The sequence below is a fragment of the Streptomyces sp. NPDC006365 genome (assembly GCF_042870755.1).
In the GTDB taxonomy this organism is placed as follows: domain Bacteria; phylum Actinomycetota; class Actinomycetes; order Streptomycetales; family Streptomycetaceae; genus Streptomyces; species Streptomyces xiangluensis.
On sequence record NZ_JBIAHS010000012.1, the window covers coordinates 219,503 to 234,013 of the forward strand.

The 14,511-nt window shown below is 67.6% G+C and carries 16 protein-coding genes and 3 tRNA genes; 16 read left to right on the top strand and 3 right to left on the bottom strand.

The window, feature by feature from the left end; translation table 11 throughout:
* Positions 1–56 precede the first annotated feature (56 nt).
* Positions 57–1,307, bottom strand: a complete 1,251-nt coding sequence (locus ACFYO0_RS29635; protein ID WP_388682165.1) for an amidohydrolase family protein — start codon at positions 1,305–1,307, stop codon at positions 57–59.
* 256 nt (positions 1,308–1,563) lie between these two features.
* Between ACFYO0_RS29635 and ACFYO0_RS29640 the strand changes: the two genes are divergently transcribed.
* From ACFYO0_RS29640 to ACFYO0_RS29680, 9 genes are all read left to right on the top strand, one after another.
* Positions 1,564–1,636, top strand: a tRNA-Thr gene (locus tag ACFYO0_RS29640).
* Positions 1,637–1,680: 44 nt separating this feature from the next.
* Positions 1,681–1,753, top strand: a tRNA-Met gene (locus ACFYO0_RS29645).
* A gap of 89 nt (positions 1,754–1,842) precedes the next feature.
* A complete protein-coding gene (gene rpmG / locus ACFYO0_RS29650) occupies positions 1,843–2,007 on the top strand; it encodes a 50S ribosomal protein L33 (protein ID WP_003948671.1) in 165 nt (54 codons plus the stop codon).
* Between the two features lie 127 nt (positions 2,008–2,134).
* Positions 2,135–2,587, top strand: a complete 453-nt coding sequence (locus ACFYO0_RS29655; RefSeq protein WP_388682168.1) for a MaoC family dehydratase N-terminal domain-containing protein — start codon at positions 2,135–2,137, stop codon at positions 2,585–2,587.
* Positions 2,588–2,592: 5 nt separating this feature from the next.
* Complete coding sequence (locus tag ACFYO0_RS29660) at positions 2,593–3,021, top strand: MaoC family dehydratase (RefSeq protein ID WP_388682171.1); 429 nt, start codon at positions 2,593–2,595, stop codon at positions 3,019–3,021.
* A gap of 116 nt (positions 3,022–3,137) precedes the next feature.
* Positions 3,138–3,707, top strand: a complete 570-nt coding sequence (locus ACFYO0_RS29665; protein WP_388682174.1) for a TetR/AcrR family transcriptional regulator — start codon at positions 3,138–3,140, stop codon at positions 3,705–3,707.
* A gap of 82 nt (positions 3,708–3,789) precedes the next feature.
* Entirely contained in the window at positions 3,790–5,235 is a 1,446-nt protein-coding gene (locus tag ACFYO0_RS29670; protein WP_388682177.1) for an MFS transporter, read from the top strand.
* A gap of 87 nt (positions 5,236–5,322) precedes the next feature.
* A complete protein-coding gene (locus tag ACFYO0_RS29675) occupies positions 5,323–5,700 on the top strand; it encodes a DUF3291 domain-containing protein (protein ID WP_388682180.1) in 378 nt (125 codons plus the stop codon).
* A 56-nt stretch (positions 5,701–5,756) separates the two neighbouring features.
* On the top strand, positions 5,757–6,818 hold the full coding sequence (locus ACFYO0_RS29680; RefSeq protein WP_388682184.1) for a UDP-N-acetylmuramate dehydrogenase: 1,062 nt from the start codon (positions 5,757–5,759) through the stop codon (positions 6,816–6,818).
* A gap of 40 nt (positions 6,819–6,858) precedes the next feature.
* On the opposite strand, the gene ACFYO0_RS29685 is transcribed toward ACFYO0_RS29680, so the two are convergent.
* Both ACFYO0_RS29685 and ACFYO0_RS29690 read right to left on the bottom strand, forming a co-directional pair.
* Positions 6,859–7,875 carry an adenosine deaminase gene (locus tag ACFYO0_RS29685; RefSeq protein WP_388682187.1) on the bottom strand — a complete coding sequence of 339 codons (1,017 nt, stop codon included), beginning with the start codon at positions 7,873–7,875 and terminating at the stop codon, positions 6,859–6,861.
* Between the two features lie 228 nt (positions 7,876–8,103).
* Positions 8,104–9,330, bottom strand: a complete 1,227-nt coding sequence (locus ACFYO0_RS29690; RefSeq protein WP_388682190.1) for a pyridoxal phosphate-dependent aminotransferase — start codon at positions 9,328–9,330, stop codon at positions 8,104–8,106.
* A gap of 202 nt (positions 9,331–9,532) precedes the next feature.
* On the opposite strand from ACFYO0_RS29690, the gene ACFYO0_RS29695 reads away from it, so the two are divergent.
* The 7 genes from ACFYO0_RS29695 (at position 9,533) to rplJ (ending at position 14,414) form a co-directional block, all read left to right on the top strand.
* Positions 9,533–9,605: transfer RNA gene (locus ACFYO0_RS29695), tRNA-Trp, on the top strand.
* Between the two features lie 108 nt (positions 9,606–9,713).
* On the top strand, positions 9,714–10,001 hold the full coding sequence (gene secE / locus ACFYO0_RS29700; RefSeq protein WP_388682193.1) for a preprotein translocase subunit SecE: 288 nt from the start codon (positions 9,714–9,716) through the stop codon (positions 9,999–10,001).
* Between the two features lie 78 nt (positions 10,002–10,079).
* Positions 10,080–10,976, top strand: coding sequence for a transcription termination/antitermination protein NusG (gene nusG, locus ACFYO0_RS29705; RefSeq protein ID WP_388682196.1), 897 nt, complete (start codon positions 10,080–10,082; stop codon positions 10,974–10,976).
* A 191-nt stretch (positions 10,977–11,167) separates the two neighbouring features.
* Entirely contained in the window at positions 11,168–11,602 is a 435-nt protein-coding gene (gene rplK, locus ACFYO0_RS29710; protein WP_165337694.1) for a 50S ribosomal protein L11, read from the top strand.
* Positions 11,603–11,699: 97 nt separating this feature from the next.
* On the top strand, positions 11,700–12,425 hold the full coding sequence (gene rplA / locus ACFYO0_RS29715) for a 50S ribosomal protein L1 (protein ID WP_328771065.1): 726 nt from the start codon (positions 11,700–11,702) through the stop codon (positions 12,423–12,425).
* Between the two features lie 162 nt (positions 12,426–12,587).
* Positions 12,588–13,487 (top strand): hypothetical protein, encoded by a 900-nt coding sequence (locus tag ACFYO0_RS29720; protein ID WP_388682200.1) that lies wholly within the window; start codon positions 12,588–12,590, stop codon positions 13,485–13,487.
* A gap of 384 nt (positions 13,488–13,871) precedes the next feature.
* A complete protein-coding gene (gene rplJ / locus ACFYO0_RS29725; protein ID WP_388682204.1) occupies positions 13,872–14,414 on the top strand; it encodes a 50S ribosomal protein L10 in 543 nt (180 codons plus the stop codon).
* Positions 14,415–14,511 lie beyond the last annotated feature (97 nt).

Below are 14,511 nucleotides of genomic sequence, written 5' to 3' on the forward strand. Positions count from 1 at the left end.
GGAAAACACCGGCACGCGCGCGTGGACCTCAAGAACGACCACGCGCGCGTGAACCCTCACGACGGCCCCCCACCGCGCCCCTGCCGAGGCAGATCCAACGCCACAGCAGCAGCCGAGCCGCAGAACTCCCGCACCGCATTCGTCCGCGCCACCACCCGCCCCTGGTGCACCACGATCCGGCTGTACGCCAACGACAACGCCCCCGCCAGCCGGTCCCCACGCACGGCGAGCAGTTCAGCCGGGAATCCGGCCTCCACTCGAACCTCGGGCAGCCCGAGCGCTGCCCGCGCCGACGAACTCACCGCGTCGTACGCGTCCTCGGGCCGCAGCCCGTAGCGGGAGGCCAGCAGATACGCCGCCTCCAGAGGATCTCCGCGCCCCACAGGATTCGATACGTCCCTCAGGGCGCCGCTGCCCGCAACGACCCGTACCCCGGCTGCCCGCAGCAGTCGTACCGGAGCCGTCCCGCGCCGCTCGACGCCCGAACAGCCGCCCTGGGGCAGGCAGACGACGGTCACCCCGGCTGCGGCGAGCTGGTCCGCGGCCCGGGACGCCACCTCCGAGGGCAGCCGCCCGAGTCCGCCGCACGGGCCGAGCGTCACCCCGGGCCGCAGCCCGCCCGCCATCGCCGCGAGCCGCGCGAGCCGCGCCGGATCGTCACCGTCCGTGTGCAGATCGACTGGGCAGCCGTGCTCCGAAGCGACCTCCAGGACCGCCTCCACATACCCCGTCGGATCGGGGTCGAGATCCGGACAACCCCCCACTACGGAGGCGCCCATTTTTACCGCGTCCCGCAGCATCGCCAGCTCCTCGGCCCCGGCGAGCCCGGTCAGCATCCGCGGCATCGCCACCGCCGTCAGCTCGGCGAGTCCCCGCAGCGCGCGCCGCGCCTGGAGCACCGCCGTCAGCGCGCCGAGCCCCTGGACGTCGCCGACGCGTACATGGGAACGCAGCGCCGTGGCCCCGTGCCCGAGGTACAGCAGGGCAGCCTCGGTCGTACGGCGCTGGACCTCCTGATCGTCGTACGAGACCGGACCGTCGCCGTCCGCTGACAGGGCCGTGTCGCCGTGGGCGTGCGGTTCCGTGGGAGCGGGCAGGAGGAGATAACCGGTGAGGTCCACGCGCGCGGTGTGCATGCTGAGACTGCCGGCCGTGCCGACCGCCTCGATGCGCCCGCCGCCCAGCCGCACGTCCACGGTCCGGCCGTCGGTGAGTCGCGCACCGCACAGCAGCAGGGCCGAGCCGTCGGTGCGGCCCGACGAGGAACCCGACGACGAAGGGGGCTGCTGCGGCCGGCTGTCGGGCATCGCGCTCCTGGGTCTCGGTGCTGCTGCGCGGGGGGAACATGTGATCACGCAGCGTGAGTCGAGCCTAGGGTGGCGGGCAGCGCGCTTCGAGGAGGAGCGGAATAGTCGTACCGGTGTGGTCCGCCGTGCACAGGGGGCTGTTGGAGCGCTTGCGGAGCTGCTGGGAGCTGCGCAGAACGCCGGGAACGGGGGCGGACAGGTACGGCGAAACGGATTTGGGCGAACGGCTGCCGAGCGTGTAATGTCTTCATCGCTCGCCCCAATAGCTCAGTCGGCAGAGCGTCTCCATGGTAAGGAGAAGGTCTACGGTTCGATTCCGTATTGGGGCTCTGGTGTGTGAGGTCTCCGCCGCGAGGCGGTCCGATCGCATCGCAGCGGTGTAGCTCAGTCGGTAGAGCAAGCGGCTCATAATCGCTGTGTCACCGGTTCAAGTCCGGTCACCGCTACTGACAGTAGCCGATTGTGGGGTCGGTCCTTCGATCGGCTACTCTTCTGTGCGTTGTACTGTCCCATCCGTTCGTCAAGGAGCACTCACGTGGCTGCCACCGACGTCCGCCCGAAGATCACGCTGGCCTGCGTGGAGTGCAAGGAGCGGAACTACATCACCAAGAAGAACCGGCGTAACAACCCGGACCGTCTTGAGATGAAGAAGCACTGCCCGCGTTGCAATGCGCACACCGCGCATCGCGAGACGCGATAAAACAGGCTCGTACACGAGGCCGTCCCCAGTAAACGGGGGCGGCCTCGCGTCGTTGTCGGCTCGCCGGGCCGACCGTCACGCATGCTTGTTCCGGGCAATCACAGCGAACATCAGGAGGTACCGGGCCATGGCGCTCGACCAGTCCTTCGTGGGGCGGTCCTACCCGCCCACCGACCCCTATGAGGTCGGCCGGGAGAAGATCCGCGAGTTCGCGGAGGCAGTAGGGGATCCCAACCCCGCCTACACGGACCCGGAAGCCGCCAAGGCACTCGGGTACGCCGATGTGATCGCCCCGCCCACCTTCGTGTTCGCGATCACCTACAAGGCCGCGGGACAGGTCGTCCAGGACCCGCAACTGGGCCTCGACTACAGCCGGGTGGTGCACGGCGACCAGAGGTTCGCCTACAAGCGCCCGGTGCGCGCGGGGGACCGGCTGACGGTCGTCTCGACCATCGAGGCGATCAAGTCAATGGCGGGCAACGACATCGTGGACATCCGGGGCGAGGTCCACGACGAGGCCGGCGAGCATGTGGTGACCGCCTGGACGAAGCTCGTGGCCCGCGCGGCAGAGGAGGGCTGAGACGTATGACGGCGAAGATCGCGTACGACGACATCGAGGTCGGCACCGAACTGCCGGCTCAGACCTTCCCGGTGACCCGTGCCACGCTCGTGCAGTACGCGGGCGCCTCCGGGGACTTCAACCCGATCCACTGGAACGAGAAGTTCGCGGTCGGGGTCGGCCTCCCGGATGTCATCGCGCACGGCATGTTCACCATGGCCGAGGCGGCCCGGGTCGTCACCGACTGGGTGGGGGATCCGGGCGCGGTCGTCGAGTACGGCGTGCGCTTCACCAAGCCCGTGGTCGTTCCGAACGACGACAAGGGAGCCACCATCGAGATCGGCGCCAAGGTCGCGGCCAAGCTCGACGACAACACCGTGCGCGTCGACCTCACGGCGATGAGCGCGGGACAGAAGGTCCTGGGGCGGGCACAGGCGGTCGTACGACTGGCTTGATGGCAGCGCATGAGTAAGGGGCACGCTCAATGGAGGCGTGCCCCTTACTCATGCACTCTGTACGGCTCTCCGAGATTCCCTTGACTTAGGTAGTTATTGGCCACTAACTTAGCTGCATGGTCAGGATGAGTGCAGAGGAGAGGCGCGAGAGCGTCATCCGGGCGGCCATGAGCGAGTTCGCCCGGGGCGGCTACTACGGGACGTCCACCGAGGCGATCGCCAAGCGGGTGGGTGTCTCGCAGCCGTATCTCTTCCGCCTCTTCCCGGGCAAGAAGGCGATCTTCCTTGCGGCGGCCGAGCGCTCCATGGAGGTCACGCGGCGCACCTTCGAGGAGGCTTCCGAGGGGCTGGAAGGAGAAGAGGCCCTGCATGCCATGGCGAACGCGTACACCAAGGTCATCGCGGAGCGTCCGGAGCAACTGCTGATGCAGATGCAGACATACGTCGCGGTGGCGGCCGCCGAGCAGGCCGGAGATCAGGAGCTCGGCGAGGCGGTGCGTGCCGGCTGGATGCGCGTGTGGGACGCCGTTCACCTGCCGCTCGGTGCCGACATGGACGAAACCACGACCTTCATGGCCTACGGAATGCTCGTCAACTGCCTGGTGGCCATGGGCTTTCCGTCCGATCACCGGGTGTGGGAGGGGCTGTACCCCTCGGCCCGGGCCAAGGGGCGGCTCGAGAAGTGAAAGAAGGGTGGCAGGACGTCGGTGCATTTTCATGCCAGCGAAAATTAGTAATCAATAACTAATCGAACCAACTGGGGGAGCAATGCCACAGCAGACAGCACGTCGCGGGGGAGCGGTCTGGGCCCTCGTCATCACCAGCGTCGCCGGGTTCATGGCGGCGCTCGACAACCTCGTCGTCACCACCGCCCTGCCGTCGATCCGTGAGGACCTCGGGGGAGGGATGGACGACCTGGAATGGACCGTGAGCGCGTACACCCTGACCTTCGCCGTGCTGCTGATGTTCGGTGCGGCGCTCGGGGACCGGTACGGCCGCCGTCGGCTCTTCCTCGCCGGCATCACGATCTTCACCGGGGCCTCGGCCGCCGCGGCCATGGCGCCCGGTATCGACTCGTTGATCGCCGCCCGCGCGGTACAGGGCGTAGGTGCCGCGATCATGATGCCGCTGACACTGACCCTGCTGACGGCCGCCGTGCCCGCCGCCAAGCGCGGTATGGCGTACGGGATCTGGGGCGCCGTGAACGGCCTCGCGGTCGCGTCGGGGCCGCTCATCGGCGGCAGCCTGACCGAACACGTCTCCTGGAACTGGATCTTCTGGCTGAATGTGCCGCTCGGCCTGGCCCTGCTGCCGCTCGCGCGGCTGCGCCTCTCGGAGTCGTACGGCTCGGGTGCGCCGCTCGACACAGCCGGCACTCTGCTCGCCAGCGGCGGTCTGTTCGGCATCGTGTACGGCCTGGTCCGCGCTCCTGTCGTCGGCTGGACCGACGGACTCGTCCTCCTGGGCCTGTTCGGGGGCACGGCCCTTCTCGCCGGCTTCGTCCACCACGGCAGCCATGCCAAGCACCCGATGCTGCCGATGCGGCTCTTCCGCAACCGGGCCTTCGCCGGGATCAACGCGGCCAGCCTGCTGATGTTCCTCGGGATGTTCGGCTCGATCTTCCTACTCAGCCAGTACCTGCAGGGCGTTCTCGGCTATTCACCCACTGAGGCGGGACTGCGGATGCTGCCCTGGACCGGTATGCCGATGCTCATCGCGCCGGTCGCCGGCTATCTGTCCGACCGGATCGGCGGACGGCCGGTCGTCGCCGCAGGCCTGTTCCTGCAGGCTGCCGGGCTGGGCTGGTTCGCCTCGATCGTCGAGACCGACACGTCGTTCGCCGCGCAGCTGCCCGCCCTGATCATCAGCGGCGTCGGCATGTCCCTCTTCTTCGCCCCGGCCTCCAACCTGGTCATGTCCAGCGTCCGGGGACAGGAGCAGGGGATCGCGTCCGGCACCAACAACGCGCTGCGCGAAGTCGGCGGCGCGCTCGGTATCGCGGTGATGGCCTCGATCTTCTCCGCACAGGGTGGCTACGAGACCGGCCAGACGTTCGTGGACGGGCTCAGGCCCGCGCTGTGGGTCGGCGCCTCCGCCGTGGCCGTGGCAGGCGTCGCGGCACTGCTCATCCCGGCTCGCCCTCGCACAGTCGAGGTGCGGACGCGGGACGACGAGGCGGCGCCCGCGCCAGCGCTGGAGACGGCCTCGCACTGAGTTCGGAAAGCCAACCCTCGGTTCCGGACGAGTTCAGGCAGCAAACCCACACGAGTTCGGAAATCAAACCCTGGAAGGAGACCGGTCATGCCCACCCTCCCGTGGACCATGCCGAACATTCCACCGGAGCGCACCGAAGCGCACGTCTTCGCCTCTCGCTTCGAAACCCGCACCCTTTGGGGAGCGCTCAAGTTCCTCGCCAGGACGCCGGGTGTCTGGCAGCAGGTGCGCAAGGCTCCGGGCGCGTACGGGGCCTCCCTGAAGGCGGCGCCGTTGCGGCGGACCTTCTGGACGCTGTCCGCCTGGGAGTCACCCGCGGCGCTCAAGGCCTTCGCCCGCTCCGGCACCCATGCGCCGACAGCCCGAGGGCTCGGCCCTCAGATGCGCGACGCGAAGTTCGCCACCTGGACGGTGACCACCGACGACCTCCCGCTGGACTGGTCGGACGCGCTCCGGCGCTTGTAGCCGAGCGCCCCGGAGAACGGCCCCGCCCTGACCGGCGGGGCCGTTCTCGTACCCTTGTGCACGTGCTGGAACTCCACGACGCCCCACTCGCCCCACTGACCACCTTCCGGCTCGGCGGTCCCGCAGCGCGGCTGATCACCGCGACGACCGACGCCGAGGTGGTCGACGCCGTCCGTGAGGCCGACGACACCGGTACGCCGCTACTGCTCATCGGCGGCGGCTCCAACCTGGTCATCGGCGACAAGGGCTTCGCGGGAACCGCCCTGCGCATCGCCACCCGCGGCTTCGAACTCGACGGCACAAAGCTGGAGCTGGCCGCCGGCGAGGTGTGGACCGACGCGGTCACCCGCACCGTCGAGGCGGGCCTCGCAGGCATCGAGTGCCTTGCCGGAATCCCCGGCTCCGCGGGCGCGACACCCATCCAGAACGTTGGCGCGTACGGCCAGGAAGTGTCGTCGACGATCACCGAAGTGATCGCGTACGACCGGAAGACCCGCGAAACGGTCACCATCCTGAACGCCGAGTGCGCCTTCTCGTACCGCCACAGCCGCTTCAAGGCCGACCCCGAGCGCTTCGTCGTCCTGCGCGTCCGCTTCTCGCTGGAGGACGCTGACGGGCTCTCCGCGCCCATCAGATACGCCGAGACCGCCCGCGCCCTGGGGGTCGAGGCCGGCGAGCGCGTGCCCCTCGCGGACACCCGCGAGACCGTCCTGAAGCTACGCTCCGGCAAGGGCATGGTCCTGGACCCCGAAGATCATGACACCTGGTCGGCCGGGTCCTTCTTCACCAACCCGATCCTCACGGACGAGGAGTTCGCCGCATTCCACGCGCGCGTGCAGGCGCATCTGGGCACGGACGCCACCCCACCCGCGTACCCGGCGGGCAACGGCCACACGAAGACCTCCGCGGCCTGGCTGATCGACAAGTCGGGCTTCACCAAGGGCTACGGCACCGGCCCCGCGCGCATCTCCACCAAGCACACCCTCGCCCTCACCAACCGCGGCGAGGCCACCACCGAGGACTTGCTCGCACTGGCCCGCGAAGTCGTCGCCGGAGTCCACGCCACCTTCGGAATCACACTGGTCAACGAACCGGTGATGGTGGGCGTCAACCTCTGACCGGCCATCGCCGCGCAGGCGGGACGGACGTACGGAAGGTTCAGGCGAGCCAGTCGTCGATCCCGGACAGCAACTTCTCCTTGACGTCCTTGGGTGCCGCCGATCCTCGGACCGACTGCCGTGCCAATTCGGCCAGTTCCGCATCCGTGAAACCGTGATGGCGGCGCGCGATCTCGTACTGGGCGGCCAGACGTGATCCGAAGAGAAGGGGATCGTCCGCACCGAGCGCCATGGGGACCCCGGCTTCGAAAAGTGTGCGCAAGGGGACGTCCTCCGGCTTTTCATACACCCCCAGGGCGACGTTCGACGCCGGGCACACCTCACACGTCACACCACGGTCCGCGAGCCGCTTCAGCAGACGAGGATCCTCGGCGGCCCGCACCCCGTGCCCGATCCGCGACGCATCCAGGTCGTCCAGGCAGTCGCGCACCGACGAGGGCCCCGTCAGCTCGCCGCCGTGCGGCGCGGCCAGCAACCCACCGTCGCGCGCGATGGCGAAGGCCCGGTCGAAGTCCCGTGCCATGCCACGGCGTTCGTCGTTGGAGAGCCCGAAGCCCACGATGCCGCGGTCCGCGTACCGCACGGCCAGACGGGCCAGCGTGCGGGCGTCCAGCGGATGCTTCATGCGGTTCGCGGCCACCAGGACCCGCATCCCGAGCCCCGTCTCCCGTGCGGCCGACTCCACCGCGTCCAGGATGATCTCCAGGGCCGGAATCAGCCCGCCCAGGCGAGGCGCGTACGACGTTGGATCGACCTGGATCTCCAGCCAGCCGGAGCCGTCCCTGAGGTCCTCCTCGGCCGCCTCGCGCACCAGCCGTTGAATGTCCTCGGGCTCTCTGAGGCACGACCGCGCCGCGTCGTACAGCCGCTGGAAACGGAACCAGCCCCGCTCGTCCGTGGCCCGCAGCTTCGGCGGCTCCCCGCTGGTCAGCGCGTCGGGAAGATGGATCCCGTGCTTGTCGGCCAGTTCCAGCAGGGTGGTGATCCGCATCGACCCGGTGAAGTGCAGGTGCAGATGGGCTTTCGGCAACAACTGGATGTCTCGAACCGTCTCCATGAACTCTCCGTAGGCGCTAAACTCCACTCCGTGCCGAAAGGCGTCGGGCAGGGCTTGTCCGCCGTTCGGTGTCAACCGAGCGGGAAGCCCCGACAGGGGTGGAGTCACCTGAAGATCCTGCCGTATGTGGTCTTCGACAGGCAGCGAAGTTCACCGAACGAGCGCGTGCCTGAACGCACAAGCGGGCCTCCGGATCTGATCCGGAGGCCCGCTTGTGCGCTGTACACGTCAGGCCCGTGCCTCCGCCAGCAGCTTCTGGATCCGAGAGACACCCTCGACGAGGTCCTCGTCACCCAGGGCGTAAGAAAGCCGTAGGTAACCCGGAGTGCCGAAGGCCTCGCCCGGGACGACCGCGACTTCGGCCTCTTCCAGGATCAGGGCGGCCAGCTCGACCGAGTCCTTCGGGCGCTTGCCGCGGATCTCCTTGCCGATGAGGGACTTCACCGAGGGGTACGCGTAGAAGGCGCCCTCGGGCTCGGGGCAGACGACGCCGTCGATCTCGTTCAGCATCCGCACGATGGTCTTGCGGCGCCGGTCGAAGGCCTCACGCATCGTGGCGACGGCGTCCAGATCGCCCGAGACGGCGGCGAGCGCGGCGATCTGCGCCACGTTCGACACATTGGACGTGGCGTGCGACTGGAGGTTCGTCGCGGCCTTCACCACATCCTTCGGACCGATGATCCAGCCGACGCGCCAACCCGTCATCGCGTACGTCTTCGCCACACCGTTGACCACGACGCACTTGTCGCGCAGCTCGGGCAGGAGGGCCGGCAGCGACACGGAAGCGGCGTCTCCGTAGACGAGGTGCTCGTAGATCTCGTCCGTCATCACCCACAGGCCGTGCTCGACGGCCCAGCGGCCGATGGCCTCGGTGTCGGCCCGGTTGTAGACGGCGCCGGTCGGGTTGGACGGAGACACGAAGAGGACGACCTTGGTCTTCTCCGTACGGGCCGCTTCCAGCTGCTCGACCGAGACGCGGTAGCCGGTGGTCTCGTCGGCGACGACCTCGACCGGGACACCGCCGGCGAGGCGGATCGACTCCGGGTACGTCGTCCAGTAGGGAGCCGGGACGATCACCTCGTCGCCCGGGTCGAGGATCGCGGCGAACGCCTCGTAGATGGCCTGCTTGCCGCCGTTGGTCACCAGGATCTGCGAGACCTCGGGTTCGTACCCGGAGTCGCGCAGCGTCTTGGCGGCGATCGCGGCCTTCAGCTCGGGAAGGCCACCGGCGGGCGTGTAGCGGTGGTACTTCGGGTTCTTGCACGCCTCGATGGCGGCCTCGACGATGTAGTCCGGCGTCGGGAAGTCGGGCTCACCGGCGCCGAAGCCGATCACCGGACGTCCTGCGGCCTTCAGGGCCTTGGCCTTGGCGTCCACGGCGAGGGTGGCGGACTCGGAGATCGCACCGACTCGGGCGGAGACCCGGCGCTCGGTGGGAGGGGTTGCAGCGCTCATGGGCCCATCGTTCCAGACCCGAAACATCCGTGGCACACGGGTTTCACAGACTGAGCGGGCTTCGCCAAGGCCCGTACGGGCGCTATCTGTTCGACGACCGGCCGCCGAACACGTACACTCTCACCTCGTTGGCCTTCACCGGCCGCACGCACCGGGTGCACACCGAGCACTCGGACGGATGCGGTACGTTGAAGGGAAACAAAGGGTCGTAGCTCAATTGGTAGAGCACTGGTCTCCAAAACCAGCGGTTGGGGGTTCAAGTCCCTCCGGCCCTGCTACACACTCCTTCGTCAGGATGTGTGCGCATGTACGTACTGCAATGCACCCGCCGTGCGGCTCGACCGGGCGCGGCACGGCCACGACCCGGAATCAGGTGAGGACGAGTGACGGACGCCGTGGGCTCCATCGACATGCCTGATGCCCAGGATGAGGTGCCGGAGTCCAAGAAGAAGGGCCGCAAGGGCGGCAAGCGTGCCAAGAAGGGCCCGCTGAAGCGTCTCGCCCTCTTCTATCGCCAGATCGTCGCGGAGCTCCGCAAGGTTGTCTGGCCGACTCGCAGCCAGCTGACGACCTACACCTCCGTGGTGATCGTCTTTGTTGTCATCATGATCGGTCTGGTGACTGTGATTGACTTTGGACTCGACAAGGCGGCCAAGTACGTCTTCGGCTGAGCCAAGCGCGAAGGGCGCCGTACTCGGCGCCCCATTTCGCGTGTTCCACCCCTATGTATCCAGGAAGAAGCAGCCACCGTGTCTGACCCGAACCTGAACGACGCCATCGAGTCGGCGGAGTCCGTTGAGGACGAGCTCGACATCGTCGAGGCTGCGGACGCTGAGAAGAACGTCGAGGACGTCGAGAACACCAAAGAGGCTGCCCTGACCGAGGCTGCCGAGGACGCGTCGGGCGAGGACGCGTCGGGCGAGGACGCGTCGGGCGAGGCCGCCGAGGACGCGGCCGTCGCCGAGGAAGCAGCGGAAGAAGCCCCGGAAGAAGCCGAAGCAGAGGCCGCAGAGGAAGAGGCCGAGCCGGTCGACCCGGTCACCGCCCTCCGCGAGGAGCTTCGCGGGCTGCCCGGCGAGTGGTACGTCATCCACACCTACGCCGGTTACGAGAAGCGCGTGAAGGCCAACCTGGAGCAGCGCGCCGTCTCGCTGAACGTCGAGGAATTCATCTACCAGGCCGAGGTTCCCGAGGAAGAGATCGTCCAGATCAAGAACGGCGAGCGTAAGAACGTCCGGCAGAACAAGCTGCCCGGTTACGTTCTCGTCCGTATGGATCTGACGAACGAGTCCTGGGGCGTCGTCCGCAACACGCCCGGTGTCACCGGCTTCGTGGGCAACGCCTACGACCCGTACCCGCTGACCCTGGACGAGATCGTCAAGATGCTCGCCCCGGAGGCCGAGGAGAAGGCCGCCCGGGAGGCCGCCGAGGCCGAGGGCAAGCCGACTCCGGCCCGCAAGGTCGAGGTCCAGGTGCTGGACTTCGAGGTCGGCGACTCGGTCACCGTCACCGACGGTCCGTTCGCGACGCTCCAGGCGACCATCAACGAGATCAACGCCGACTCGAAGAAGGTCAAGGGGCTCGTCGAGATCTTCGGCCGGGAGACTCCGGTCGAGCTGTCCTTCGACCAGATCCAGAAGAACTAGCTCCCCGGAATCCAGAGGGAGCAGCTCCTCGGAGCCTTCTGGAACACCCACTTCCGTCCAGGTCAGACCGGCTTCCACAGGCGGTCTGACCTGCTCGGTTTCAGGCTGTGCCACGTTGGCCGTTATCGTGGTGCGGTTGCCTTCGCGGCAACATGACAAGGCAAGACACAAGAAAAGGCAGAGGACCCGGAATGCCTCCCAAGAAGAAGAAGGTCACGGGGCTGATCAAGCTCCAGATCCAGGCCGGTGCCGCCAACCCGGCTCCGCCGGTCGGCCCGGCGCTGGGCCAGCACGGCGTCAACATCATGGAGTTCTGCAAGGCCTACAACGCCGCGACCGAGTCGCAGCGTGGCTCGGTGATTCCGGTGGAGATCACGGTCTACGAGGACCGTTCCTTCACCTTCATCACCAAGACGCCGCCGGCCGCCAAGATGATCCTCAAGGCCGCGGGCGTGCAGAAGGGCTCTGGCGAGCCGCACAAGACCAAGGTCGCCAAGATCACCGAGGCTCAGGTCCGCGAGATCGCCACCACGAAGATGCCCGACCTGAACGCGAACGACCTGGACGCCGCGGCGAAGATCATCGCCGGTACCGCGCGTTCCATGGGCATCACGGTCGAGGGCTGAACCCCACCTTCGTAGAACCATGCGGCTCGCAAGGCCGCACGTGGAAGGGCCTGCTCGGTCCGTACCACGACTCCTTCAGAACACATCAGGAGCAGCAGTGAGCAAGCGCAGCAAGTCTCTCCGCGCTGCGGACGCCAAGATCGACCGGGAGAAGCTGTACGCCCCGCTCGAGGCCGTGCGTCTCGCCAAGGAGACCTCCACCACCAAGTTCGACGGCACCGTCGAGGTCGCCTTCCGCCTGGGCGTTGACCCGCGCAAGGCCGACCAGATGGTCCGTGGCACCGTGAACCTCCCGCACGGCACCGGTAAGACCGCCCGGGTCCTGGTCTTCGCGACCGGTGACCGTGCCGAGGCCGCGACTGCCGCGGGCGCCGACATCGTCGGCTCCGACGAGCTCATCGACGAGGTGTCGAAGGGCCGTCTGGACTTCGACGCCGTCGTCGCCACCCCGGACCTCATGGGCAAGGTCGGCCGCCTCGGCCGGGTCCTCGGCCCGCGTGGTCTGATGCCGAACCCGAAGACCGGCACCGTGACCCCGGACGTGGCCAAGGCCGTGACCGAGATCAAGGGCGGCAAGATCGAGTTCCGCGTCGACAAGCACTCGAACCTGCACTTCATCATCGGCAAGTCGTCCTTCGACGACACCAAGCTGGTGGAGAACTACGGCGCCGCGCTGGAGGAGATCCTCCGTCTGAAGCCGTCCGCCGCGAAGGGCCGGTACATCAAGAAGGCCGCCATCACCACCACGATGGGCCCCGGCATTCCGGTCGACCCGAACCGCACCCGCAACCTCCTCGTCGAGGAGGACCCGGCCGCCGTCTGAGTCCGAGACTCACCCGGCAGTCGCGTAAGCGTTCTTGTCAGCGGGCCCCGCAACCTTTCGAGGTGCGGGGCCCGTCCCTTTGGTAGACGTGGATTCTCTGAGCCGGGTGTCAGTGGCCCGCGCTACCGTGCGGGGCACAGGAATTGCATAGGGGTGGGACGAATGAAGAGCACGAGCGTGCGCCGCGTGGGACTGTCGATCGCGGTGGTGGCCGCGTTGACAGGGGCGGCGGCCTGTACCGGCTCGGACTCCGGCCAGGGCTCGGGGGACGACGACAAGGCGGCCGGCAAGGCCGCGACGCGTGTGAGCCCGATAGCGGCCCTGCGTTCCGTGGAGACGACCACCGACAAGGCCGACTCCGCCAAGGTCGAGGCCACGACGACCATGGGCTCGATGATGTCCATGGAGGCGGACGGTGCGCTCGGCTGGGCCGACGGCCTCACCGGCAATCTGACGATCACGTACACCGGCGGGACGATCGCCGACACGATGCGTCAGATGGGCTCCACGTCGATGGAGGCCCGCTATCTGCCCGACGCCTACTACGCGAAGATGAGCGACCAGTTCGCCGCACAGGCGGGCGGCAAGCACTGGATCAAGTACGCGTACGACGATCTGGCGGACCTTGCCGGTGGTTCGGGGGCGTATCTGAAGGACCAGCTGCAGAACGCCACGCCCAATCAGTCGGTGAAGCTGCTGCTGGCCTCCGGTGATGTGCGGAAGGTCGGTGAGGAGTCGGTGCGTGGGGTGAACACCACGCACTACTCGGGGACGGTGGACGTCGCGGATCTCGCTGTGCGGAACTCGAGTCTCAGTGAAGGGCAACTGGCCGACCTCAAGCGTCAGTTGGAGCAGGCAGGGATCACCACCCAGACGGTCGACATCTGGGTCGACGATGACGATCTGCTGGTGAAGAAGGCCGAGAAGGGGGAGATGGCCAGCGGGTCGATGTCCTCCACGGCGTACTACAGCGACTACGGGGTGGAGGTCTCCGCCGAGGAGCCTCCGGCTGCTGACACGGCGGACTTCAAGGACCTGGCGGGGACGCAGCCGTCGGCGTGAACGCTCCACCAGGAAGCGTGCGTTGTTGCTGCTGAGCGGTCGTGCGCCGGTCGGACCGCCGGCGGATTTGCTTGACACTCGGCCGGTCGCGTACTCTTCCACGGAAGCCAAAGACCGCTGGTCGTTGCCGTGTGCTCGTACGAGGACATGGTGGCCGAAGGATCCGCTGAACTGCGGACGACCCGCGCAGGTGACTGTGGAAGAGCTCCCGTATCCCGCCAGGGATGTCCGGTCGAGTTCACGCCCCGTGCGCCTGCGCCGGGGCGTTTCGTTTTGATGTTGAGACGAGCCCCTTCCTCGCGTGCCTGATTCAGGCGGTCCGGCGACGTGCGGCTGATCGAGAGGTCAGTCGAGGATCATCACCCCGGAAGGAGGCCGAGGCACATGGCGACGTCCAACAAGGTCGCAGAGGACAAAGTCGCAGCCGTTGAAGAGATCACGATGAAGCTGCGTAACTCCAACGCAGCTGTCGTGACTTCTTACGTCGGACTGTCCGTGGCGCAGCTCCAGGAGCTCCGCCGCTCTCTCGGCGAGAACGCTCAGTACCGAGTGGTGAAGAACACGCTGACCCAGATCGCGGCCAAGCAGGCCGGGGTCGAGCTGGACGAGCACCTTGAGGGCTCGACCGCTGTTGCCTTCGTGACCGGTGACCCGGTCGAGGCGGCAAAGGGTCTTCGTGACTTTGCCAAGAACAACCCCGCTCTCGTCATCAAGGGCGGTGTCCTTGAGGGCAAGTCCTTGTCCGCCGACGAGATCAAGAAGCTTGCGGACCTCGAGTCCCGCGAGGTTCTGCTCGCCAAGCTGGCAGGCGCCATGAAGGCCAAGCCGTCCCAGGCTGCCGCGGTCTTCCAGGCGCTTCCCTCGAAGTTCGTCCGCACCGCGGAGGCGCTTCGTGCCAAGAAGGCCGAGCAGGGCGGTGCCGAGTAATTCGGCTCGCACATTGACCGCGGCCTCAAGGCAGCAGCCCTGAGGAAACGGTCGAAGCGGGCCCAACGTACGCCCGCCGACATGTACATCCGGCACC

Bases quoted from the DNA above. Each gene is read 5' to 3' on its own strand.
- ACFYO0_RS29685 (WP_388682187.1), bottom strand. From the start codon at position 7,875: ATGGAGACGGTTCGAGACATCCAGTTGTTGCCGAAAGCCCATCTGCAC.
- ACFYO0_RS29670 (WP_388682177.1), top strand. From the start codon at position 3,790: ATGCCACAGCAGACAGCACGTCGCGGGGGAGCGGTCTGGGCCCTCGTC.
- rplK (WP_165337694.1), top strand. From the start codon at position 11,168: ATGCCTCCCAAGAAGAAGAAGGTCACGGGGCTGATCAAGCTCCAGATC.
- rplJ (WP_388682204.1), top strand. From the start codon at position 13,872: ATGGCGACGTCCAACAAGGTCGCAGAGGACAAAGTCGCAGCCGTTGAA.
- ACFYO0_RS29635 (WP_388682165.1), bottom strand. From the start codon at position 1,307: ATGCCCGACAGCCGGCCGCAGCAGCCCCCTTCGTCGTCGGGTTCCTCG.
- ACFYO0_RS29720 (WP_388682200.1), top strand. From the start codon at position 12,588: ATGAAGAGCACGAGCGTGCGCCGCGTGGGACTGTCGATCGCGGTGGTG.
- ACFYO0_RS29665 (WP_388682174.1), top strand. From the start codon at position 3,138: ATGGTCAGGATGAGTGCAGAGGAGAGGCGCGAGAGCGTCATCCGGGCG.
- ACFYO0_RS29675 (WP_388682180.1), top strand. From the start codon at position 5,323: ATGCCCACCCTCCCGTGGACCATGCCGAACATTCCACCGGAGCGCACC.
- ACFYO0_RS29690 (WP_388682190.1), bottom strand. From the start codon at position 9,330: ATGAGCGCTGCAACCCCTCCCACCGAGCGCCGGGTCTCCGCCCGAGTC.
- ACFYO0_RS29655 (WP_388682168.1), top strand. From the start codon at position 2,135: ATGGCGCTCGACCAGTCCTTCGTGGGGCGGTCCTACCCGCCCACCGAC.
- ACFYO0_RS29660 (WP_388682171.1), top strand. From the start codon at position 2,593: ATGACGGCGAAGATCGCGTACGACGACATCGAGGTCGGCACCGAACTG.